Annotated in this window: 20 protein-coding genes and 6 tRNA genes; 20 read left to right on the top strand and 6 right to left on the bottom strand. The window is 56.8% G+C overall.

The features are described 5' to 3' along the window. The first annotated feature begins 12 nt into the window (after nt 1-12). The 16 genes from cydB to ID864_RS13295 all read left to right on the top strand — a co-directional run bounded on the left by cydB (nt 13) and on the right by ID864_RS13295 (nt 8,196). On the top strand, nt 13-1,152 hold the full coding sequence (gene cydB / locus ID864_RS13370; protein ID WP_187497434.1) for a cytochrome d ubiquinol oxidase subunit II: 1,140 nt from the start codon (nt 13-15) through the stop codon (nt 1,150-1,152). Nucleotides 1,153-1,168: 16 nt separating this feature from the next. Next, the gene (gene cydX / locus ID864_RS13365) at nt 1,169-1,279 is read left to right on the top strand and encodes a cytochrome bd-I oxidase subunit CydX (RefSeq protein ID WP_099753591.1); all 111 of its coding nucleotides are present in this window, start codon (nt 1,169-1,171) and stop codon (nt 1,277-1,279) included. Further along, nucleotides 1,279-1,572, top strand: coding sequence for a cyd operon protein YbgE (ybgE, locus tag ID864_RS13360; RefSeq protein ID WP_048916718.1), 294 nt, complete (start codon nt 1,279-1,281; stop codon nt 1,570-1,572). Before cydX ends, ybgE begins: the two co-directional genes overlap by 1 nt. A gap of 251 nt (nt 1,573-1,823) precedes the next feature. Then, a complete protein-coding gene (ybgC, locus tag ID864_RS13355; protein WP_048916717.1) occupies nt 1,824-2,228 on the top strand; it encodes a tol-pal system-associated acyl-CoA thioesterase in 405 nt (134 codons plus the stop codon). Nucleotides 2,229-2,233: 5 nt separating this feature from the next. Beyond that, entirely contained in the window at nt 2,234-2,911 is a 678-nt protein-coding gene (gene tolQ, locus ID864_RS13350) for a Tol-Pal system protein TolQ (protein WP_180276721.1), read from the top strand. A 13-nt stretch (nt 2,912-2,924) separates the two neighbouring features. Next, a complete protein-coding gene (gene tolR, locus ID864_RS13345) occupies nt 2,925-3,356 on the top strand; it encodes a colicin uptake protein TolR (protein WP_048916715.1) in 432 nt (143 codons plus the stop codon). Nucleotides 3,357-3,385: 29 nt separating this feature from the next. Then, the gene (gene tolA / locus ID864_RS13340) at nt 3,386-4,669 is read left to right on the top strand and encodes a cell envelope integrity protein TolA (protein ID WP_099753592.1); all 1,284 of its coding nucleotides are present in this window, start codon (nt 3,386-3,388) and stop codon (nt 4,667-4,669) included. 107 nt (nt 4,670-4,776) lie between these two features. After that, complete coding sequence (tolB, locus tag ID864_RS13335; RefSeq protein WP_048916712.1) at nt 4,777-6,069, top strand: Tol-Pal system beta propeller repeat protein TolB; 1,293 nt, start codon at nt 4,777-4,779, stop codon at nt 6,067-6,069. Between the two features lie 44 nt (nt 6,070-6,113). Next, nucleotides 6,114-6,632 (top strand): peptidoglycan-associated lipoprotein Pal, encoded by a 519-nt coding sequence (pal, locus tag ID864_RS13330; RefSeq protein ID WP_048916711.1) that lies wholly within the window; start codon nt 6,114-6,116, stop codon nt 6,630-6,632. A 9-nt stretch (nt 6,633-6,641) separates the two neighbouring features. Next, the gene (cpoB, locus tag ID864_RS13325) at nt 6,642-7,445 is read left to right on the top strand and encodes a cell division protein CpoB (protein WP_133624159.1); all 804 of its coding nucleotides are present in this window, start codon (nt 6,642-6,644) and stop codon (nt 7,443-7,445) included. Nucleotides 7,446-7,609: 164 nt separating this feature from the next. Continuing rightward, nucleotides 7,610-7,685: transfer RNA gene (locus ID864_RS13320), tRNA-Lys, on the top strand. Nucleotides 7,686-7,731: 46 nt separating this feature from the next. Next, nucleotides 7,732-7,807 (top strand) — tRNA-Val (locus ID864_RS13315). Nucleotides 7,808-7,811: 4 nt separating this feature from the next. Continuing rightward, a tRNA-Lys gene (locus ID864_RS13310) sits at nt 7,812-7,887 on the top strand. A 40-nt stretch (nt 7,888-7,927) separates the two neighbouring features. Further along, nucleotides 7,928-8,003 (top strand) — tRNA-Lys (locus ID864_RS13305). 37 nt (nt 8,004-8,040) lie between these two features. Next, nucleotides 8,041-8,116 (top strand) — tRNA-Val (locus ID864_RS13300). 4 nt (nt 8,117-8,120) lie between these two features. Beyond that, a tRNA-Lys gene (locus ID864_RS13295) sits at nt 8,121-8,196 on the top strand. Between the two features lie 280 nt (nt 8,197-8,476). Here the strand turns inward: ID864_RS13295 and ID864_RS13290 are convergent. After that, nucleotides 8,477-9,934 carry an AlkA N-terminal domain-containing protein gene (locus ID864_RS13290; protein ID WP_191149944.1) on the bottom strand — a complete coding sequence of 486 codons (1,458 nt, stop codon included), beginning with the start codon at nt 9,932-9,934 and terminating at the stop codon, nt 8,477-8,479. 169 nt (nt 9,935-10,103) lie between these two features. On the opposite strand from ID864_RS13290, the gene ID864_RS13285 reads away from it, so the two are divergent. The 3 genes from ID864_RS13285 (at nt 10,104) to pnuC (ending at nt 12,556) form a co-directional block, all read left to right on the top strand. Continuing rightward, nucleotides 10,104-10,610: a methylated-DNA--[protein]-cysteine S-methyltransferase gene (locus ID864_RS13285; protein WP_191149943.1), complete on the top strand. Its 507-nt coding sequence runs from the start codon at nt 10,104-10,106 to the stop codon at nt 10,608-10,610. Between the two features lie 156 nt (nt 10,611-10,766). Then, entirely contained in the window at nt 10,767-11,828 is a 1,062-nt protein-coding gene (nadA, locus tag ID864_RS13280; protein WP_048916707.1) for a quinolinate synthase NadA, read from the top strand. Nucleotides 11,829-11,854: 26 nt separating this feature from the next. Then, the gene (gene pnuC, locus ID864_RS13275) at nt 11,855-12,556 is read left to right on the top strand and encodes a nicotinamide riboside transporter PnuC (RefSeq protein ID WP_048916706.1); all 702 of its coding nucleotides are present in this window, start codon (nt 11,855-11,857) and stop codon (nt 12,554-12,556) included. A 40-nt stretch (nt 12,557-12,596) separates the two neighbouring features. On the opposite strand, the gene zitB is transcribed toward pnuC, so the two are convergent. The 4 genes from zitB to ID864_RS13255 form a co-directional block, all read right to left on the bottom strand. Further along, nucleotides 12,597-13,529 (bottom strand): CDF family zinc transporter ZitB, encoded by a 933-nt coding sequence (zitB, locus tag ID864_RS13270; protein ID WP_191149942.1) that lies wholly within the window; start codon nt 13,527-13,529, stop codon nt 12,597-12,599. Continuing rightward, entirely contained in the window at nt 13,510-16,638 is a 3,129-nt protein-coding gene (locus tag ID864_RS13265; RefSeq protein ID WP_230049205.1) for a hybrid sensor histidine kinase/response regulator, read from the bottom strand. Before ID864_RS13265 ends, zitB begins: the two co-directional genes overlap by 20 nt. After that, a complete protein-coding gene (locus ID864_RS13260) occupies nt 16,620-17,207 on the bottom strand; it encodes a response regulator transcription factor (protein ID WP_133624154.1) in 588 nt (195 codons plus the stop codon). The genes ID864_RS13265 and ID864_RS13260 overlap by 19 nt, the downstream gene beginning before the upstream one ends. 278 nt (nt 17,208-17,485) lie before the next feature. After that, nucleotides 17,486-17,809 (bottom strand): protein YbgS, encoded by a 324-nt coding sequence (locus ID864_RS13255; RefSeq protein WP_062818343.1) that lies wholly within the window; start codon nt 17,807-17,809, stop codon nt 17,486-17,488. Nucleotides 17,810-18,077: 268 nt separating this feature from the next. On the opposite strand from ID864_RS13255, the gene aroG reads away from it, so the two are divergent. Beyond that, complete coding sequence (gene aroG / locus ID864_RS13250; protein WP_191149941.1) at nt 18,078-19,130, top strand: 3-deoxy-7-phosphoheptulonate synthase AroG; 1,053 nt, start codon at nt 18,078-18,080, stop codon at nt 19,128-19,130. 63 nt (nt 19,131-19,193) lie between these two features. Here aroG and gpmA read toward each other — a convergent pair whose 3' ends face one another. Then, nucleotides 19,194-19,946 (bottom strand): 2,3-diphosphoglycerate-dependent phosphoglycerate mutase, encoded by a 753-nt coding sequence (gpmA, locus tag ID864_RS13245; RefSeq protein WP_048916699.1) that lies wholly within the window; start codon nt 19,944-19,946, stop codon nt 19,194-19,196. Nucleotides 19,947-20,054 lie beyond the last annotated feature (108 nt).

Here is a 20,054-nt window from a genome sequence, read left to right as displayed (position 1 = left end):
AGGAGTGCACACATGTTAACTTATGAACTAATGCGTTTTATCTGGTGGCTGCTGATTGGCATCCTGTGTATCGGATTCGCCATCACCGATGGTTTCGATATGGGGGTGGGGGTGCTGTCGCGCATTCTCGGCCGTACCGATACCGAACGCCGCATCATGATCAACAGTATCGCCCCGCACTGGGACGGCAACCAGGTTTGGCTGATCACTGCCGGCGGTGCACTGTTTGCCGCCTGGCCTACCGTTTATGCGGCGGCCTTCTCCGGCTTCTACGTGGCGATGATCCTGGTGCTGGCCTCGCTGTTCTTCCGTCCGGTCGGTTTTGACTACCGCTCGAAAATAGAAGATCCGCGCTGGCGTGGAATGTGGGACTGGGCAATCTTTATTGGCAGCTTCGTACCACCGCTGGTGATCGGGGTGGCGTTCGGTAACCTGCTGCAGGGCGTGCCTTTCCACATTGATACTGACCTGCGCCTGTTCTACACAGGCAACTTCTTCCAGCTGCTTAACCCGTTTGGCCTGCTGGCAGGTATCGTTAGCCTGATGATGTTCCTGACTCAGGGGGCAACTTATCTGCAGATGCGTACCGTGGGTGAGCTGCACCTGCGCGCGCGCATCACCGCGCAGATCTGTGCGCTGGTGATGATGGTGTGCTTTGTGCTGGCAGGCATCTGGGTCGTTTACGGGATTGATGGTTACGTGGTGACCTCGGTACTGGATCATAACGGCCCGTCCAACCCGCTGGTGAAAGAAGTGAGTCAGCAGGCGGGTGCCTGGATGGTGAATTTCAATAATGCACCGATTCTCTGGACCATTCCGGCGCTGGGCGTGGTGCTGCCGCTGCTGACCATTATGTGTTCGCGGCTGGAGAAAGGGGCGTGGGCATTTGTCTTCTCTTCCTTAACCATGGCCTGCGTGATCCTGACTGCGGGGGTAGCGATGTTCCCGTTCGTGATGCCTTCCAGCACCGTACCTAACGTCAGCCTGACGATGTGGGATGCAACGTCGACGTTGCTGACCCTGAAAGTGATGACCGTGGCAGCCATTATCTTTGTGCCAATCATCCTGGCTTATACAACCTGGTGTTACTACAAAATGTTTGGTCGCCTGACCAAAGAGCATATTGAAGGTAACAGCAATTCTCTCTATTAACAGAAGGAGCGTCATCATGTGGTATTTTGCCTGGATCCTCGGCACGCTGCTGGCCTGTGCCTTCGGTATTATTACAGCCCTGGCGTTAGAGCAGGCTGAAGCGGCAAGCGCTGAAGAGAAATCGTAATGGGGGAGGGCATCGCTCGTCTCTATCAACTGATGGATAAGGGCCCGTTACGGGCGCTGTCCCTGGTGGCGGCGTTGCTGCTGGCGGGCTGCATGTTTTGGGACCCGTCACGCTTCGCAGCCAACAGCAGCGAGCTGACTATCTGGCAGGGGTTACTGCTGATGTGGGCGGTGTGTGCCGGGGTGATCCACGGTGTCGGATTCCGCCCCCAGCGTCTGCGCTGGCGTGGGTTATTTGCGCCACTGCCCGCGCTGCTGATATTGCTGAGCGGGGTCGGATTTTTCTTCCTTTAAGCATGCCATGGGCCAGGTTTCTCTGGCCCATAATTTTTCCCGCTAAATTCCACTTCATTCCCGCCTTCGCCAATCTTTTTTTACCTGCTTTTTTGTCAATCATTGTTTAACAAATATGCTGAAATCAGTGAAGTTGTTACCGCCGGATAATTATTTTCGTAACCCTCTGGCAATCCATTCCCAAGCAGTTAGCTCTTGCGTATAGTAGCAACGTTTTCCTGTACCAATGATTAGCATTACCGGGATGTAGAGTGAGTACAACGCTGTTTCGATGGCCGGTGCGTGTCTATTACGAAGATACCGACGCCGGTGGTGTGGTTTACCATGCCAGCTATGTCGCTTTTTATGAACGGGCACGGACTGAAATGTTGCGCCAGCACCATTTCAATCAGCAGGCTTTGCTGGAACAGCAGGTCGGCTTTGTCGTGCGTCGTATCACGGTCGATTACCTTGCAGCTGCCCGTCTCGATGATATGCTCGACGTGCAGAGCGAGGTCATTGCCATGAGCAGAACGACCATGACATTCGCACAACGCATCGTTAATGCAGAAGGCCGTGTGCTCAATGAAGCAGAAGTCCTTATTGCCTGCATCAATCCACATCTAATGAAGCCGATAGCGCTTCCCAAGTCTATTGTCGCGGAGTTCAAGCAGTGACTGACATGAACATTCTTGATTTGTTCCTGAAGGCGAGCCTTCTGGTCAAACTTATCATGTTGATTTTGATCGGGTTTTCTATCGCCTCCTGGGCCGTTATCATTCAGCGTACCCGTATTCTGAATGCTGCCACGCGTGATGCGGATGCCTTCGAAGATAAGTTCTGGTCTGGTATCGAGCTGTCTCGTCTCTATCAGGAAAGCCAGGCCCGTCGCGATGAGCTGGGCGGTTCTGAGCAGATTTTCTACGCAGGCTTTAAAGAGTTTGCCCGTCTGCATCGTGCCAACAATCACGCGCCGGAAGCGGTGGTAGAGGGCGCGACGCGCGCTATGCGCATCTCCATGAACCGTGAACTGGAAGCGCTTGAAAACCACATTCCTTTCCTTGGCACCGTCGGTTCAATCAGTCCGTATATCGGTCTGTTTGGTACAGTGTGGGGGATCATGCATGCCTTTATCGCGCTGGGCGCGGTGAAGCAGGCCACCTTGCAAATGGTGGCACCGGGTATCGCTGAAGCACTGATCGCCACGGCGATTGGTCTGTTTGCAGCCATCCCGGCGGTTATGGCCTATAACCGCCTGAGCCAGCGCGTTAACAAGCTGGAGCAGAACTACGATAACTTCATGGAAGAGTTCACGGCTATCCTGCATCGTCAGGCATTCTCAAGCGACGTCAGCAAGTAAGTCGGAGGTTAGCATGGCCAGAAAACGTGGTCGCGGTGGTCGCCGCGAAGTTAAGTCCGAGATAAATATCGTACCGCTGCTGGACGTGCTGCTGGTGCTGCTGCTGATTTTCATGGCAACGGCGCCGATCATCACCCAGAGCGTGGAAGTCGATCTGCCGGACGCAACGGATTCTAAGACCGTCTCCAGCGATGATAACCCTCCGGTGATCGTCGAAGTTTCCGGAGTCGGGCAGTACAGCCTGGTGGTTGATCACGATCGGATGGAGCAGCTGCCACCGGAACAGGTGGTTGCCGAGGCGCAGCGTCGCATCACGGCTAACCCGAAAACCGTGTTCCTGATTGGCGGAGCCAAAGAAGTGCCTTATGACGAGATCATCAAGGCGCTCAACTTGCTGCATCAGGCCGGCGTTAAGTCTGTCGGATTAATGACGCAGCCGATTTAATTCATTCGAACCGTTTTTGGGAACCGAGAGTGTCGAAGGCAACCGAGCAAGACGAAAAGTTAAAACGTGCCATAACCGTATCAGTCATTTTGCACATCATTTTGATTGCACTACTGGTATGGAGCTCGTTTGACGAAAACATCGACGCCAGCGGCGGCGGTGGCGGTAGCGATATTGATGCAGTGATGGTCGATTCTGGCGCGGTGGTAGAACAGTACAATCGTCAGCAAAATCAGCAGAGCGAAAGCAAACGTGCCGAGCAGCAGCGCCAGAAACAGGCGCAGCAGCAGGCGGAAGAGCTGCAGCAAAAGCAGGCTGCTGAACAGAAGCAGCTAAAGCAGATGGAGAAAGAGCGTCTGCAGGCGCAGGAAGAAGCCAAACAGCAGGCCGCACAACAGGCGGCTGAGCAGAAACAGGCAGCGGACGCGGCGAAGCAGGCTCAACAAGAGCAAAAACAGGCAGAAGCCGCCGCGGCAAAAGCGAAAGCCGATGCCAAAGCTCAGGCGGATGCCCAGGCGAAATCTGCGGCTGACGCCCAGAAAAAAGCGGCAGAAGAGGCTAAAAAAGCCGCTGCTGATGCGAAGAAACAAGCTGAGGCCGAAGCGAAGCAGGCCGCAGCAGAAGCCGCTAAAGAGAAAGCCGTAGCCGATGCGAAAGCCAAGGCGACCGCGGAAGCCAAAGCGAAAGCAGCGGCGGATGCGAAAGCAGCCCAGGAAGCGAAACAGCAGGCTGCTGCCGATGCGAAAGCCAAAGCCGCAGAAGAGGCGAAAGAGAAAGCCGCTGCTGCTGCGAAAGAAAAAGCCGAGGCCGCGGCCAAAGCCAAAGCTGATGCTGCCGCTCAGGCAAAAGCTGACGCTGCGGCGAAAGCCAAAGCTGATGCCGCCGCCAAGAAGAAAGCCGCAGCGGAAGCCGCGAAAGAGTCTGGTGATGTCGGTGACCTGCTGGGTGACCTGACTTCAGGTAAAAATGCGCCGAAGTCCGGTAAAGCTGCCGGAGGCGGTGGGGCTGCAGGGCAGGGCAACCAGAAAACTGCAGGGGCATCTGGCGCGGAGATTAATGGTTATCTGGGGCAGATTACAGCTGCCATTCAGAGCAAGTTCTACGACGCGAGTACTTATGCCGGTAAAACCTGCGATCTGCGAATTAAGCTAGCTCCGGATGGTATGTTGATCAGTGTTCAGTCTGAAGGTGGTGACCCGGCACTTTGCCAGGCGGCCATAGCGGCAGCTAAGCAGGCTCGCATTCCTAAACCCCCTTCGCAGGCGGTTTATGAGGTGTTCAAAAACGCCCCGATGCGTTTCAAGCCACAATAATTCGGTAATAAGCGGCATGTTGAACTATGTTCACCATGTCGTACTCTTAGGTTTGTTGATTACAAGGCTATTTACCACGGGTGCTATGTCCGGGTAAGGGAGAAATAATGAAGCAGGCATTTCGTGTAGCGCTGAGCGTTTTAATGCTGTTTGTCGCGGTTGCGCATGCAGAAGTTCGCATTGAAATTACTCAGGGTGTGAACACCGCGCGTCCTATCGGCGTTGTGCCGTTTAAGTGGGACGGTCCGGGTGCAGCACCGGAAGATATTGGTGGCATCGTTGCTGCCGACTTACGTAACAGCGGTAAATTTAACCCAATCGATCGTTCACGTTTACCACAGCAGCCTACCTCTGCTGCCGAAGTGCAGCCTGCTGCATGGACCGCGCTGGGTATTGATGCGGTGGTTGTGGGCCAGGTTCAGCCGGGCGCTGACGGTAGCTATACCGTCTCTTACCAGCTGGTCGACACCTCGGGTAACCCTGGTGCGGTACTGGCGCAAAACCAGTTCAAAGTCACCAAGCAGTGGCTGCGCTACGCCGCACACACCGCCAGTGATGAGAGCTTTGAAAAGCTGACCGGCATTAAAGGTGCATTCCGTACGCGTATTGCTTACGTGGTGCAGACCAACGGCGGCCAGTTCCCGTATGAACTGCGCGTTTCCGACTACGACGGCTACAACCAGTTTGTGGTTCACCGTTCACCGCAGCCATTGATGTCCCCTGCCTGGTCTCCAGACGGGAGTAAAGTGGCTTATGTGACCTTTGAAAGCGGTAAGTCTGCGCTGGTGATTCAGACGCTGGCTAACGGTGCAATTAAACAGGTAGCCTCATTCCCGCGTCACAACGGTGCGCCTGCATTCTCACCCGATGGTTCTAAGCTGGCATTCGCACTGTCGAAAACCGGCAGTCTGAATCTCTACGTGATGAACCTGGGTTCAGGCCAGATCACTCAGGTGACCGACGGTCGTTATAACAGCACTGAACCGACCTGGTTCCCGGACAGCCAGACTCTGGCCTATACCTCCGACCAGGCCGGTCGTCCGCAAATTTATAAAATTGGTGTTAACGGCGGCACGCCGCAGCGCATTACCTGGGAAGGCGGTCAAAACCAGGATGGCGACGTAAGCACTGATGGCAAATCAATGGTGATGGTCAGCACCAACAGCGGCGCTCAACACGTCGCTCGACAAGATCTGGTAACGGGAGCCGTTCAACAATTAACGGACACGTTCCTGGATGAGACGCCAAGTCTCGCACCTAACGGCACGATGGTAATCTATAGCTCTACTCAGGGGATGGGTTCCGTATTGCAGTTGGTTTCGACGGATGGGCGTTTCAAAGCGCGTCTTCCGGCAACCGATGGACAGGTCAAATTTCCTGCCTGGTCGCCGTATCTGTGATGCATGTGTAAATATGTATGGCAAACTATAATAGGAATTAAATAATGCAACTGAACAAAGTGCTGAAAGGCTTACTGCTGGCACTGCCAGTAATCGCAGTGGCTGCATGTAGCTCTCACAAGAACAACAACAATGACCAGACCAACGGTATGGGCATGGGTGACGGTTCTAACAGCGGCATGAACAGCGGTAACATGTCTTCTGACGAGCAGGCACGTCTGCAGATGCAAGAACTGCAGAAAAACAACATCGTTTACTTCGGTCTGGACAAGTTTGACATCCAGTCAGAATTCGCTCAGATGCTGGATGCACACGCAAACTTCCTGCGTAGCAACCCATCTTACAAAGTGACCGTAGAAGGTCATGCGGATGAGCGCGGTACTCCTGAGTACAACATTTCACTGGGCGAGCGTCGTGCTACTGCTGTGAAAATGTACCTGCAGGGTAAAGGCGTTTCTGCTGACCAGATCTCTATCGTTTCTTACGGTAAAGAAAAACCTGCAGTACTGGGTCACGACGAATCAGCTTATGCTAAAAACCGTCGTGCAGTACTGGTTTACTAAGAGAATCACATGATTAGTAGCTTCAGAACTCACCTGTTGAGTCTGTCGTTACTGATTGGCGTAGCGGCCCCCTGGGCCGCTAATGCCCAGGCAACAATCAGTAACGTTGGCTCTGGCTCGGTTGAAGACCGCGTCACCACTCTTGAGCGTATTTCTAATGCTCAGGCACAGCTCCTCCAGCAGCTTCAGCAGCAACTTTCCGCTAACCAAAATGATATTGACCAGTTACGTGGTCAGATCCAGGAAAACAGCTATCAGCTGAACCAGGTTGTGGAACGTCAGAAAGGCCTTTACCAGCAGATCGACAGTCTGAGCAGCGGTGGCGCAAATGCTAACGCAGCCGCAGCTGGCGGCGATGCTGCGGCAGGCAATAGCGGTGCGTCAGGTAGCGACGCGGCGGCGGCTCCTGCCGCCGCTGCTGCTGCGCCTGTGCAAAGCGGTGATGCCAACACCGACTACAATGCCGCAGTGGCACTGGTGCTGGAGAAAAAGCAGTACGATCAGGCGATCGCCGCTTTTCAGGCCTTTGTGAAGAAGTATCCGGATTCCACCTTCCAGCCGAATGCCAATTACTGGCTGGGACAGTTGAATTACAACAAAGGTAAAAAAGACGACGCGGCCTATTATTTTGCCACCGTAGTAAAAAATTACCCTAAATCACCGAAGAGTGGCGATGCGCTGCTGAAGGTGGGGGTGATCATGCAGGAAAAAGGCGACAAGGCAAAAGCCAAAGCGGTGTATCAGCAGGTGGTAAAACTTTACCCTAATACTGATGCAGCGAAACAGGCGCAAAAACGTTCGGCCGCTCTGTAATTTGCGCCATCTGGCCAGATTTCGCCTGGATTCTGGTCTTACCGCGTGAAAGCTAAGCAGTTGAACAGCTTAACCTGAAATAGTGGTTGCGCTGGAAATTCAAATCAGTAATATATGCCGCCGTTGCCGGGGGATATGTTAAGAGACGCCAGCAGCACAAAAGTGGGTCGTTAGCTCAGTTGGTAGAGCAGTTGACTTTTAATCAATTGGTCGCAGGTTCGAATCCTGCACGACCCACCACTATTAAGTTTTAAGCGGTGTAAACCGTGCTTTAAAGTTTCGATATGGGTGATTAGCTCAGTTGGTAGAGCATCTCCTTTACACGGAGGGGGTCGGCGGTTCGAGCCCGTCATCACCCACCATATCGGGTCGTTAGCTCAGTTGGTAGAGCAGTTGACTTTTAATCAATTGGTCGCAGGTTCGAATCCTGCACGACCCACCAAACTTTAAAGTGTGAAAGTAGCAAAGATTAACCGCATTGCGGGTCGTTAGCTCAGTTGGTAGAGCAGTTGACTTTTAATCAATTGGTCGCAGGTTCGAATCCTGCACGACCCACCACTTTCCCAGCGAAAGTCTTTGCGCAGCATGACGATATGGGTGATTAGCTCAGTTGGTAGAGCATCTCCTTTACACGGAGGGGGTCGGCGGTTCGAGCCCGTCATCACCCACCATATCGGGTCGTTAGCTCAGTTGGTAGAGCAGTTGACTTTTAATCAATTGGTCGCAGGTTCGAATCCTGCACGACCCACCAATGTAAGAAGGCGCCCTAAAGGCGCCTTTTTGCTATGTGCGATTCAGGCTGACCGAAAAAGAGGGTCAGCCACTACGAGCCGGTCAGTCGCATATCGCGCCGGGTTTCGTAGGGAACGACCGCTTTTCTGGTCGTCCCGGGTTTGTTGGCTGACCGAAAAAGAGGGTCAGCCACTACGAGCCGGTAAGTCGCAAATCGCGCCGGGTTTCGTAGGGGACGACCGCTTTTCTGGTCGTCCCGGTTTTTGTTGGCTGACCGAAAAAGAGGGTCAGCTTTCACATTACCCCAACTTGCCGCTCTTCCAGATATGCATCACTGCATAACTGCGCCATGGCCGCCATGCCTGTGAACGAACCTCTGTCTGCTTCGCGCTGATACCCCCCAGATTGTTACGTACCACGATATCCCCGGCGGGGAATGCATCCGGCCAGCGTAGCGCACGCATTGCCAGATACTGCGCTGTCCATTCGCCAATCCCCGGCAGGGCTAACAGCTGCGCCACGGTTTGCTCCGGCTGACTGGCAGCATCTAGCTGCAGCGTTCCATCCGCACAGCTTGCCGCCAGCGCCAGAATGCAGCGGCTGCGGGCGCTGACAATTCCCAGGCTGGCAATCTCATCTACCGAGCATTGAGCAACGCGAGCCGGCAGGGGGGAGAGGTGGGTTAACTGTGCAAACGGCGTGGTCAAGCGATCGCCGAACGCCGTGGCGAAACGCCCCCCGAGCGTCGCTGCGGCCTTTACGGTGATCTGCTGACCAAGGATGGCGCGCACCGCCATTTCAAAGCCGTCAAAAGCCCCGGGCACGCGCAGGCCAGGGCTGGCATTCAGCGCGGGCGTTAACAGCGGGTCGAGCGCCAGATGTTCAGCAATCAGGTCCGGACGGGCGCTGAGATCGAACAGATTACGCAGGCGACGGAGCAGAGCGGGCAGCACCGGCGTCAGCGAATGGGTGAACTCCACCAGCAGCACACTCTTCGCTGCCGCCTGAGTGACTCTGATCCACCCCTGATGCGCTCCCAGACGCACGGTACGCGCATAACTCTGCTCATCAACATATTCCACGCCCAGCAGTGCACGCAGCCGCAGAAAGCCGAGCATGGCCTGCCAGTCGTAGGGGGGGCGATAGCTCAGCTGTAGGGTAGAGGTATCACTGCCGTTCAGCTCGCTCTCTTCGCACTCGCTGGCCTTGCGCAGGCGCGTGGGTGGCATCCGGTACTGAGTGCTGAAGGCGGCGTTAAAACGGCGCAGGCTGGCAAATCCGCTGGCAAAGGCGATCTGCGTGACCGGCAGCCGCGTTTCACTCAGCAACTGCTTAGCCAGCAGCAGGCGGCGCGTCTGGCGCAGCTCCTGCGGCGATACGCCCAGCTCCTTCTGCACGATACGCCGCAGCTGGCGCAGGCTAAGGTGAAACTGCGCGGCGATCTCTTCCAGACTCTCCACCTGCTCAATCAGCCCCTCGTCAATGCGCTGCATCAGCCGCCCCGCGATGCGCTGGCTGTTATCCACCGGGGCGTTGCCGGGGGCCAGCTCCGGGCGGCAGCGCAGGCAGGGGCGAAATGATGCTTTCTCCGCTGCCTCGGCGCTGTCAAAGAACAGGCAGTTTTCCGCGTAGGGCGGTTTCACCGGACAAATCGGGCGACAATAGATACCCGTCGAAGTCACCCCGACGTAAAATACGCCGTCGAAGCGAGCATCGCGGGAAGTGAGGGCACGATAGGCAGAGTCTGGGTCAATCATGATATTGTCCTGTGGAACGGGAATCTCTCCAGGTTAGCGCACCGGGATGCGTTGCACTCGCCATATTCGGTCATATAACGATTTTAACCCGGTGACCGAAAACGGCCAGTGCTGCATGTCAGAACGCGCATAATCAGGGCAGAGACGGTATCAGTTAAGGAGAGGCAAAATGGCATTCTGGTACAAGATGATGCAGTCACCGGTCGGTGAGCTAAAGCTGGTCGCAACCGAGCGCGGGCTGGCGGCGATCCTGTGGGAAAACGACGATCCCAAGCGCGTGCGCTTCCTGCCGCAGGACGAAGACCCGACAAACGCGATCCTGCTGGAAGCTGAAAAGCAGCTGCGCGAGTATTTCTCCGGGCAGCGTCAGCAGTTCAATGTAACGCTCGACTTTATCGGCACTGAATTCCAGCGCAAAGTCTGGGCGGCGCTGGTCACCATTCCGTTTGGTGAAACGCGCAGCTATGGTGAAATCGCGCGCCAGGTGGGCAGCCCGGCCGCCGTCAGGGCCGTCGGGGCCGCCAATGGTCGTAACCCCCTCTCGATTATTGCCCCATGCCATCGGGTTATCGGCGCCAACGGCAAGCTAACCGGGTTCGCCGGAGGGCTGGAGACCAAAGCGTTCCTGCTGCGTCTGGAAGGTGGCCAGCTGTGGTCGCAGGAAGCGCTATTATGATCGGCGTCACATCCTGCGGTGAAAAGTAAATATTCGGCGACATCGGTTCATTTTTCAGCTATCGTGTTTAGCATATAAAACAAACCAACCGTAGAGTTGGCGCCGGACCGGCCATCTACGCTAATTCGGTTAAGTTGAAGAAACGAGAGTCGCCTTATGAGCCTGATGTTCGATCCCGAATCCGCCGTATATCCTTTCCCGCCCAAACCGGCCCGTTTATCCGTTGATGAGAAACAGTTTTACCGCGAAAAAATTAAGCGCCTGCTGAAAGAGCGGGATGCGGTGATGGTGGCGCATTACTATACCGACCCGGAAATCCAGGCGCTGGCCGAAGAGACCGGCGGCTGCGTCTCTGATTCGCTGGAGATGGCGCGCTTTGGCAGCCAGCATCCGGCTTCCACGCTGCTGGTCGCCGGGGTGCGCTTTATGGGCGAAACCGCCAAAATCCTCAGCCCGGAAAAAACCATTTTAATGCCGACGCTGCAGGCGGAGTGCTCGCTCGACCTCGGCTGCCCGATTGAAGAGTTCAGCAAATTCTGCGACGCCCACCCCGACCGTACCGTTGTGGTGTACGCCAATACCTCCGCAGCGGTCAAGGCGCGCGCCGACTGGGTCGTCACCTCCAGCATTGCCGTTGAGCTGATCGAGCATCTTGATAGCCTGGGCGAGAAAATCATCTGGGCCCCGGACCGCCATCTTGGTCAATATGTGACGCGCAAAAGCGGCGCGGACGTGATCTGCTGGCAGGCCGCCTGCATCGTCCATGACGAATTCAAAACTCAGGCGCTGCAGCGGATGAAAGCGCTGTATCCCGATGCCGCCGTGCTGGTCCATCCTGAGTCGCCGCAGGCTATCGTTAATCTTGCCGATGCGGTCGGTTCGACCAGCCAGCTGATTCATGCAGCGCAAACCCTGCCGCACAAGCAGATGATCGTCGCCACCGATCGCGGCATCTTCTATAAAATGCAGCAGGCCTGCCCGGACAAAGAGCTGCTCGAGGCACCAACGGCCGGCGAGGGTGCCACCTGCCGCAGCTGTGCGCACTGTCCGTGGATGGCAATGAACGGGCTGCAAGCCATTGCTGAGGGTCTGGAGCAGGGCGGCAGCGATCATGAGATCTTTGTTGACGATGCACTGCGAGAAGGTGCATTGATCCCGTTGAATCGTATGCTAACCTTTGCTGCAAATCTCAAACTCAACGTGAAGGGTAACGCCTGACGTTACGCTCTGGACAGGATGGCAATATGGATTTTTTCAGCACGTCGAATATTCTGGTTCATATCCCTCTTGGGGCCGGTGGCTACGATCTGTCCTGGATTGAAGCCATCGGTACCCTTGCCGGGCTGCTGTGCATCTGGCTGGCGAGCCTGGAGAAGATCGTCAACTACGCTTTCGGCCTGATCAACGTGACGCTGTTCGCGGTCATCTTCTTCCAGATCCAGCTTTACGCCAGCCTGCTGCTGCAGCTGTTCTTTTTCGTCGCCAATATCTACGGCTGGTATGCCTGGAGCCGCCAGACCAGTGATAATCAGCAGGCGCTGAAAATTCGCTGGCTGCCGCGTGCGCAGCTGCTGGCCTGGACAGCGGTGATTGTTATCGCCATTGCGCTGATGACGCTGTATATCGATCCGGTATTTGCGCTGCTGACGCGTGCCGCTGTAAACATTATGCAGGGCATGGGCTTCAACGTGGTGATGCCGCAGCTGCAGCCGGATGCTTTCCCGTTCTGGGATTCGTGCATGATGGTGTTGTCGATTGCGGCGATGATCCTGATGACGCGCAAGTACGTTGAAAACTGGCTGCTGTGGGTGGTGATCAACCTGATCAGCGTGATGATATTCGCCCGTCAGGGAGTGTACGCCATGGCGCTGGAGTATGTGCTGCTGACGCTGATCGCGCTGAATGGCTCGTGGCTGTGGATGAAAAGCGCCCGCCAGAGAGGATAATTGGCCACGGGTCGACCGAAAAAAGGGTCGACCCGTACGGTTAATGGTGGTGGTGATGCTGGTGCTCGCCGCCGCCCTGAATCCACCCCACATCACAATCATCGCCATCGCAACGCTGATACTCCATCTGCACCGTGGCGTGCTCAATCTGATAATGCTGGTGCAGATACTCGTGAATGCGCTGCAGCAGCGCGTCATGATCGTAAGGCGGGATCACCTGTACATGCAGCGTGATCACCGGCTTCTCGCCCACCTGCCACAAATGCACATGATGCACGTTACGCACCTCCGGGATGCTGCGCGCCAGCGCACGCTGTAGCTTAGCCACATCAATATCCTGCGGCGCCCCCTCCAGCAGTTCGTGACCGCTCTCCTTGATCAGCATCCAGCCGCTGCGCAGCACCAGCAGGGACACCACAATCGACAGAATGGGGTCGATCGGCGTCCAGCCGGTAAACATAATAATCAGCGCGGCAGCAATCGCCCCGACCGAGCCGAGCAGGTCACCGAGCACGTGCAGCGCCGCCGCGCGCACGTTAAGGTTCTTATCGCCGCTGCCGTGATGCAGCAGCCAGAACGCCAGCAGGTTTGCCAGCAGCCCGCCGATAGCCACAATCAGCATCATGCCACCCGCCACCGGCTCCGGCTGCCAGAAACGTCTCAGCGCCTCCCAGACAATCAGCACGGTAATCACCAGCAGCGCGATAGCATTGACAAAAGCTGCCAGCGTGGTCAGGCGCAGCAAGCCAAAGGAGTGGCGCTGGCTGGGCTTGCGCTGCGCAAAATGCGTGGCCAGCAGGGCCACCAGCAGCGCGGCGGCGTCGGTCAGCATATGCCCGGCATCGGCCAGCAGCGCCAGCGAGCCGGAGAGCAGACCGCCCGCCACCTCGGCCAGCATAAACAGGGCCGTGACAACAAAGGCTGCCAGCAGACGTGAACGGTTACCGTTCTTTTCAGTGTGGGTGTGAGCCATAGGATCCCAATTGAGTTAACAGGCTTTCGCTTAATGATATCAATAAATTCATTGCAGGCTTAGGGTTCTGGTGCAGGCGGGCAGCCTCAATGATTTGCTGGCACAGGGTTTCCCCTTCACTGTAGTTCAGCAGCAGCCAGCTGCCTTTCATTCTGTGCGCCGCTTTCTCAACCTGCTGCCACTCTTCTGACGCTATTGCCTGCCTGAGCGCGGCGCAGTCGCGCTTCAGCGTCTCGGCCAGCGTCTGGCACAGGCGTTGAAAATAGTGCTCATCGTGATGCGCCAGCTGATTTAAACGCTGCGGCAGGTCGGCAAACGGCGCGGGCGCCTCCGCCTGCAGCAGAGCGGCAAGATCCGCTAACGAAACTGGCTTCACCAGCAGGCGGTCAGCAACCTGTCGCGCCTGTGGCCGGTTGAGGATCTGCGCATCGGCAGAGCACAGCACCACCCGGGTATGATGCGGCTGATGGCGTTCGCCACGGCGCACTATTTTCACCAGCTGCACGCCGTTCGGGTGCGGCATGCTGTAGTCAACAAACAGCAGGTCCCACTGGCGACCGTCTTTCAGCAGCGCCCGGCCATCAGCGAAGGTTTCCGCCTGGATACCGCAGTGCGCCAGCTGTTGCTGCATCACCAGCAGATTGGTCGGATGGTCGTCGACAATCGCCACGCGCAGATGGCTGACCGCCTCGGTATTGCACTGCTGCGGTTCGGCATCTGCGGCAGGCAGTGGCGAGGGAATAAGCTGCCACGGTAGCAGCACGCTGACGCAGGTTCCCTGGCCGGGGGTGGATTGCAGCGTGATAGTGCCGCCCATGCGGTTGACAATTTCGCGGCAGATCGACAAGCCCAGCCCGCTGCCCTGCACCGAGAGCTGGCGACCGGAAGGGGTCTGATACCAGGGTTCAAACAGACGCTGCTGCTCATCCAGCGGGATGCCACTGCCGCTATCGCTGACCTGAAAATGCAGCTGTGGCGGCGTGCTCAGCGCTTCCAGCGTCAGCCGGATCTCACCCTCGCGGGTAAATTTGATCGCATTGGCAATCAGGTTGTTGGCAATCTGCTGCAGGCGTTCGCCGTCAATCAGCACCCAGGCGGGCAGGGGATTCAGGGCGCTGACGCTCAGCCGCGGTCCCTGTTCGCGCATCAGCGGGTGGTAGAACACCGCCAGCCGCTGCAGCCATTTTTCCGGCTCCAGCGGACGGGGGGCCAAGCTGAAGCTGTTGCTCTCAACCCGGGCGTGATCCTGCAGATCGCCCAGCAGCGTCATCAGGCTGGCGGCGCTGCTGTGGATCAACGCCAGGTTATGGCTCTCAGGCTGCTGCATCAGCTCCAGCTCCAGCAGGCCCAGCACCGCCTGCATCGGCGTGCGCAGCTCGTGGCTGACGGTGGCGAGGAACTGACTTTTCATGCGGTTTTCCCGCTGGGCCACTTCGCGCTCCTGCTCCAGCAGCAGGCGCTGCTGCCGCTCACGCCGCTGCTCCAGATAGCGTCTCAGCAGCAGGATCAGCAGGAAGACGATGGCAAACAGCGCGGCGACCAGTACGAAGAGGGAGATCGGCCGCATCTCGCCGCTGTTGCTATCGCTAAAGCTGTCCGGCGTGCTGCTCCAGGTTTCGCGCAGCCGCTGCCAGCTTTCCGCTGGGATCTGCTGCAGGCTGTTATTCAGCAGTGCGCGCAGCAGCGGCCGATCGGGGGCGATGCCGATGGTCACCGGCCATGCGGTGTCGCTGGCGGCAAACGCCAGCTGCAGAGTATTGGCAAAACGCCCCTGGATGCGCCAGCGCGCTGAGAGCACATTGTCGACCAGCGCGTCGATCTGACCGCTGGCCAGCGCATCGTACAGGCTGCTGGCATCCTCAAATATCTGGGTTGTGCTGCCTGCGGGCAACAGGCGCCCGGCGATATCCCCGCGCAGCACGCCGATGCGTTTACCGCGCAGATCCGGCCAGCCGGTGACGTTCTGCGCCGCCGCCTGAACATAGACTCCCCACAGCGCACGCCACACCGGCTGGGTATTATTCAGCATTGCATCATCACCGGTCAGCGGCAGATTGAGTTGGATCAACGCCCGCCCCTGCTGCACCAGCGCGCCCGCCTGCTGTGCATTGCTGACCCAGTATGGCTGAAAGCGCAACCCGGTAATCTGGCCGATGCTGTTCAGCAGGTCAACACTGTAACCGGCGGGCTGCCCGCTGGCATTGCGGTAGCTCCACGGATAGTCGTCGCTGACGGCGGCATAAATCACCACCGGATGCTGCGCAATCCAGCTGCGCTCCATCGGCGTCAGGTGGGCGGTATTGCTGTCCTGATAGCGCGGCAGCGCACTGCTCCAGCGCCCCTGAATGCCGTTCACCACCTCCATCGGCAGCTGACGAATAGCGTTATCAAGCTGCTGCGCCAGTGTGGCATCCGCTGTGACCGCCTCCAGCTGCAGCACCCCCGGGTCAAGAGAAGAGGCGAGCTGATAAACTTCGCCCTGCTGCAGCTGGCTCAGCAGGAATCCGGCGCTGGTCTCATCCGCCACCACATAGTCGCTGTGCTGATTGAGCAGGGTGGAGAGGGCCTGTAAATCACTGGGCAGCACCTGCCAGTGATGCTTGCGCGCAAACTCGGGGTCAACGCGCGCCAGGGTGTCGCGGCTGACGCTGAGGCGGGCATCGCCAGAGTTGAACATCACCGGCCGCAGGTTATTGCGATTACGGTAAATACGCAGCGGGCTGGAGAACCACGGTTGCGTCGCGCTGAGGCCCGCAGGCAGCGTCTGCTGCGGAACGCCAAACAGCACATCCAGCTTTCCGCTCTGCAGTGCCGCCATCATCGCCTGCTGCGTGCTGAACCCCTGCACGCTGACGTGCAGGCCGCTGGTCTGCTGCAGCGCCACCAGATAGTCGGCATTGATACCGTACAGGTCGCTGCCAACGACAATATTCCACGGCGAGCTGTTGTCCTGTAATACGCCGACGCGCAGGGTTTTTCCCCATTCGACCGGCATCGGCATCATCTCCTGCGGCAGGGCGATGCTGCTCACCGGGCGCAGCGCCGCCAGCGCGCTGCTGGTGAACAGCAGCAGCATCAGCAGTAGCGTTCTCACTGTTGTGACTGCCACAGCTGAGCCAGTTCGACGACCGAGCCCGCTCCGGTTTTTTCCATGATGTTCTTTTTATGGGTGCTGACGGTTTTATTGCTGATATGCAGCTGCCCGGCGATCTGCAGATTAGACAGGCCGCGCGCCAGCAGCGCGAGGATCTGCTGCTCTTTGGCCGTCAACACCGCGTTAAGCGTATCGCCATGCTGGGCAGGGAAGACGCGCTGGCCGCCGAGCACGGCAAGGATGGCGGAGAGCAGCTGGCTGAGCGGCTGACGCTTGGCAACATAGCCAGATGCCCCGGCAGCTTCCGCCAGACGCGGATAGACCTGCTCCTCCTGTGCTGAGTAGATCACCACCGGCAGTGGCGGGTAATGGCGCTTAATCAGCTTAAGCAGCTGTAAGCCGTCGCTGTCCGGTAAGCCAATATCGAGGATCACCAGCCCAATAGCGCGATCGCCGAGCAGCGCCAGGGCATCGCGCTGATTATCCGCCGCCAGCAGCTTAAGCGGGAAGGGCGCGTGAACCAGGGCCGCTTCCAGCGCCACCTGGACCAGCGGATGATCGTCAATCAGCAATAGGGTGGTCATGAACAGTTCCAAATCAGGCAGGGGGTTCAGGATAGCCGAAGGTGGGCGGGAAAAAAACGAGAAAAGGAGAGCCGAAGCTCTCCTGGGTCATGCACCGGCTGACATTCTGCCTCGACGTACGGCTACGTTCTGCCTCGAGCTACCGGCTGATATTCTGTCTCGGTCATGTAGTGGCTGACCCTCTTTTTCGGTCAGCCAGATTTCCGGTTAGCCAGATTTCCGGTCAGCCAGATTCTTTTTCAGCGAGCCAGAATCAGCCAGCCAGAACTTAACAAACGTTACTGCGAAGTACCGTCAGTTTTGGTATTCGCATCAGCGCCGACTTTTTTGTTAATGTCCGGACATTTGCCATCTTTGCACTGCGTGTTTTTGTTGATCTCATCAGCACTCATTTTCTTATGGTGCTTCATGGTTTTATGCTGGGTTTCATGGCCAGTGTTGATTTTGTCGTTATCAACTTTGTTAGGCGCAATATTTTCTTTTGCGCTGCCAGCCACTGCGCCGGCATCGGCCGCTGCATTTGCTGAACCGTCGGCCATTGCAGCGGTGCTGCCCAGAGTCATTGCGGCTGTCAGTAGTACCATAGAGAACTTATTCATTATTATGCTCCTTTAATTTTTGAATACGACATCATCAAGATCTAACGGTGTTTGAAACAAAATAGTGTGATTGCGGCGTTCGCCAATCATAAGTTGTGCAAATAGATTTATTTCAAGAGGTAATGATTAAAAGTGTAGTAGGGCTCCCAGAAAAAGCAAATCACGTCAGCAACGAATCCGCGAAAGGCGATTTACAGTCACCGGGAGTCACGATAAATTGGAGGAGATGCGCCTGGTGTGCAGTATGGCAATGAAATAACCTGGAAATATTATGAATTATCAAAACGATGATTTAAGAATCAAAGAGATAAAAGAACTTTTACCTCCGGTTGCGTTATTTGAAAAATTCCCCGCCACGGACAAGGCTGCTGCAACAGTATCCTCGGCCCGCCAGGCAATCCATAACATTCTGACTTCCCAGGACGATCGCCTGCTGGTGGTGATCGGCCCCTGCTCTATCCATGATACTAAGGCAGCTAAAGAGTACGCTGGCCGCCTGCTGGCGCTGCGTGACGAGATGAAAGACTCGCTGGAAGTGGTGATGCGCGTCTATTTTGAAAAACCCCGTACGACCGTGGGTTGGAAAGGGCTGATCAACGATCCCCATATGGACGGCAGCTTCCAGATTAATGACGGCCTGCGTATTGCGCGCCAGCTGCTGGTGGAGATCAACGACAGCGGCCTGCCGGCGGCGGGTGAGTTCCTCGATATGATCACGCCACAGTACGTCGGCGATCTGATGAGCTGGGGCGCCATCGGCGCGCGTACCACGGAATCGCAGGTCCACCGCGAGCTGTCATCCGGCCTCTCCTGCCCGGTAGGTTTCAAAAACGGCACCGACGGCACCATCAAAGTGGCTATCGACGCCATCGGCGCGGCCAGTGCGCCACACTGTTTCCTCTCCGTGACCAAATATGGCCACTCGGCGATTGTGGAAACCAGCGGTAACGAAGACTGCCATATCATCCTGCGCGGCGGCAAAGAGCCAAACTACAGCGCTCACCACGTCAGCGCGGTGAAAGCCGGTCTGGAAAAAGCCGGCCTGCCTGCCCAGGTGATGATCGACTTCAGCCATGCGAACAGCAGCAAGCAGTTTAAGAAGCAGCTGGATGTTGCCACTGACGTGGCGCAGCAGATTGCGGGCGGCGAGCAGGCAATTATCGGCGTGATGATTGAGAGCCATCTGGTCGAGGGCAATCAGAACCTGGAGAGCGGTGAACCGCTGGTGTACGGCAAAAGCGTCACCGACGGCTGCATCGGCTGGCAGGATACTGAAACCGTGCTGCGCCAGCTGGCCAGCGCGGTGAAAGCCCGCCGCGCGTAACGGCTTGCAGGCAATAAAAAACCCGCCATCAGGCGGGTTTTTTTTCAATCAAATCAGCAGCAATTATTTTGCTTTACCCTGGTTCGCGACGGCTGCGGCTTTCGCAGCAATCTCGTCGGCATCGCCCAGGTAGTAGTGTTTGATTGGTTTGAAGTTTTCGTCGAACTCATACACCAGCGGCACGCCGGTTGGGATGTTCAGCTCGAGGATCTCTTCTTCGCTCATGTTGTCCAGGTATTTCACCAGCGCACGCAGGGAGTTACCGTGGGCCGCGATGATCACTTTCTCGCCGCTTTTCATACGTGGCAGGATAGATTCGTTCCAGTATGGCAGAACGCGATCGATGGTCAGCGCCAGGCTTTCGGTGGTTGGCAGCTGCTCAGCGGTCAGTGACGCGTAGCGCGGGTCGTGGCCAGGGAAACGCTCATCGGCGCGGTCCAGCTCTGGTGGGGTCACGGCAAAGCCACGACGCCACTGCTTAACCTGATCGTCACCGTATTTCTGTGCGGTTTCTGCTTTATCCAGACCCTGCAGCGCACCGTAGTGACGCTCGTTCAGGCGCCAGGATTTCTCTACCGGCAGCCACACCTGGTCAACTTCATCCAGAATGTTCCACAGGGTGTGGATGGCACGTTTCAGCACGGAGGTGTAAGCGAAATCGAAGGTGAAACCCTCTTTCTTCAACAGCTGACCAGCGGCTTTCGCCTCGGTGCGGCCTTTGTCTGACAGGTCAACGTCGTACCAACCGGTGAAACGGTTTTCGTTGTTCCACTGGCTTTCGCCGTGACGTACCAGAACCAGCTTAGTTACAGCCATAGCTTAACTCCTTAATAACTTTACGTTTCTATGATAATGGTGACCGGTAAACTGCCGGAAAGAACCGCACGGCAATTTTAATGTGCATTACCATAGCTGAATTCTGCG

Source organism: Erwinia aphidicola (assembly GCF_014773485.1).
GTDB classification, from domain to species: Bacteria; Pseudomonadota; Gammaproteobacteria; order Enterobacterales; family Enterobacteriaceae; genus Erwinia; species Erwinia aphidicola.
Note: the sequence above shows the minus strand (reverse complement) of the source record. Positions and strands in the feature narration are given on the sequence as shown.

Excerpts from the sequence above, each read along its gene's own strand:
- cydB (WP_187497434.1), top strand. The coding sequence starts at position 13 with ATGTTAACTTATGAACTAATGCGTTTTATCTGGTGGCTGCTGATTGGC.
- cydX (WP_099753591.1), top strand. The coding sequence starts at position 1,169 with ATGTGGTATTTTGCCTGGATCCTCGGCACGCTGCTGGCCTGTGCCTTC.
- ybgE (WP_048916718.1), top strand. The coding sequence starts at position 1,279 with ATGGGGGAGGGCATCGCTCGTCTCTATCAACTGATGGATAAGGGCCCG.
- tolQ (WP_180276721.1), top strand. The coding sequence starts at position 2,234 with ATGAACATTCTTGATTTGTTCCTGAAGGCGAGCCTTCTGGTCAAACTT.
- tolR (WP_048916715.1), top strand. The coding sequence starts at position 2,925 with ATGGCCAGAAAACGTGGTCGCGGTGGTCGCCGCGAAGTTAAGTCCGAG.
- tolB (WP_048916712.1), top strand. The coding sequence starts at position 4,777 with ATGAAGCAGGCATTTCGTGTAGCGCTGAGCGTTTTAATGCTGTTTGTC.
- pal (WP_048916711.1), top strand. The coding sequence starts at position 6,114 with ATGCAACTGAACAAAGTGCTGAAAGGCTTACTGCTGGCACTGCCAGTA.
- cpoB (WP_133624159.1), top strand. The coding sequence starts at position 6,642 with ATGATTAGTAGCTTCAGAACTCACCTGTTGAGTCTGTCGTTACTGATT.
- ID864_RS13290 (WP_191149944.1), bottom strand. The coding sequence starts at position 9,934 with ATGATTGACCCAGACTCTGCCTATCGTGCCCTCACTTCCCGCGATGCT.
- ID864_RS13285 (WP_191149943.1), top strand. The coding sequence starts at position 10,104 with ATGGCATTCTGGTACAAGATGATGCAGTCACCGGTCGGTGAGCTAAAG.
- nadA (WP_048916707.1), top strand. The coding sequence starts at position 10,767 with ATGAGCCTGATGTTCGATCCCGAATCCGCCGTATATCCTTTCCCGCCC.
- pnuC (WP_048916706.1), top strand. The coding sequence starts at position 11,855 with ATGGATTTTTTCAGCACGTCGAATATTCTGGTTCATATCCCTCTTGGG.
- zitB (WP_191149942.1), bottom strand. The coding sequence starts at position 13,529 with ATGGCTCACACCCACACTGAAAAGAACGGTAACCGTTCACGTCTGCTG.
- ID864_RS13260 (WP_133624154.1), bottom strand. The coding sequence starts at position 17,207 with ATGACCACCCTATTGCTGATTGACGATCATCCGCTGGTCCAGGTGGCG.
- aroG (WP_191149941.1), top strand. The coding sequence starts at position 18,078 with ATGAATTATCAAAACGATGATTTAAGAATCAAAGAGATAAAAGAACTT.
- gpmA (WP_048916699.1), bottom strand. The coding sequence starts at position 19,946 with ATGGCTGTAACTAAGCTGGTTCTGGTACGTCACGGCGAAAGCCAGTGG.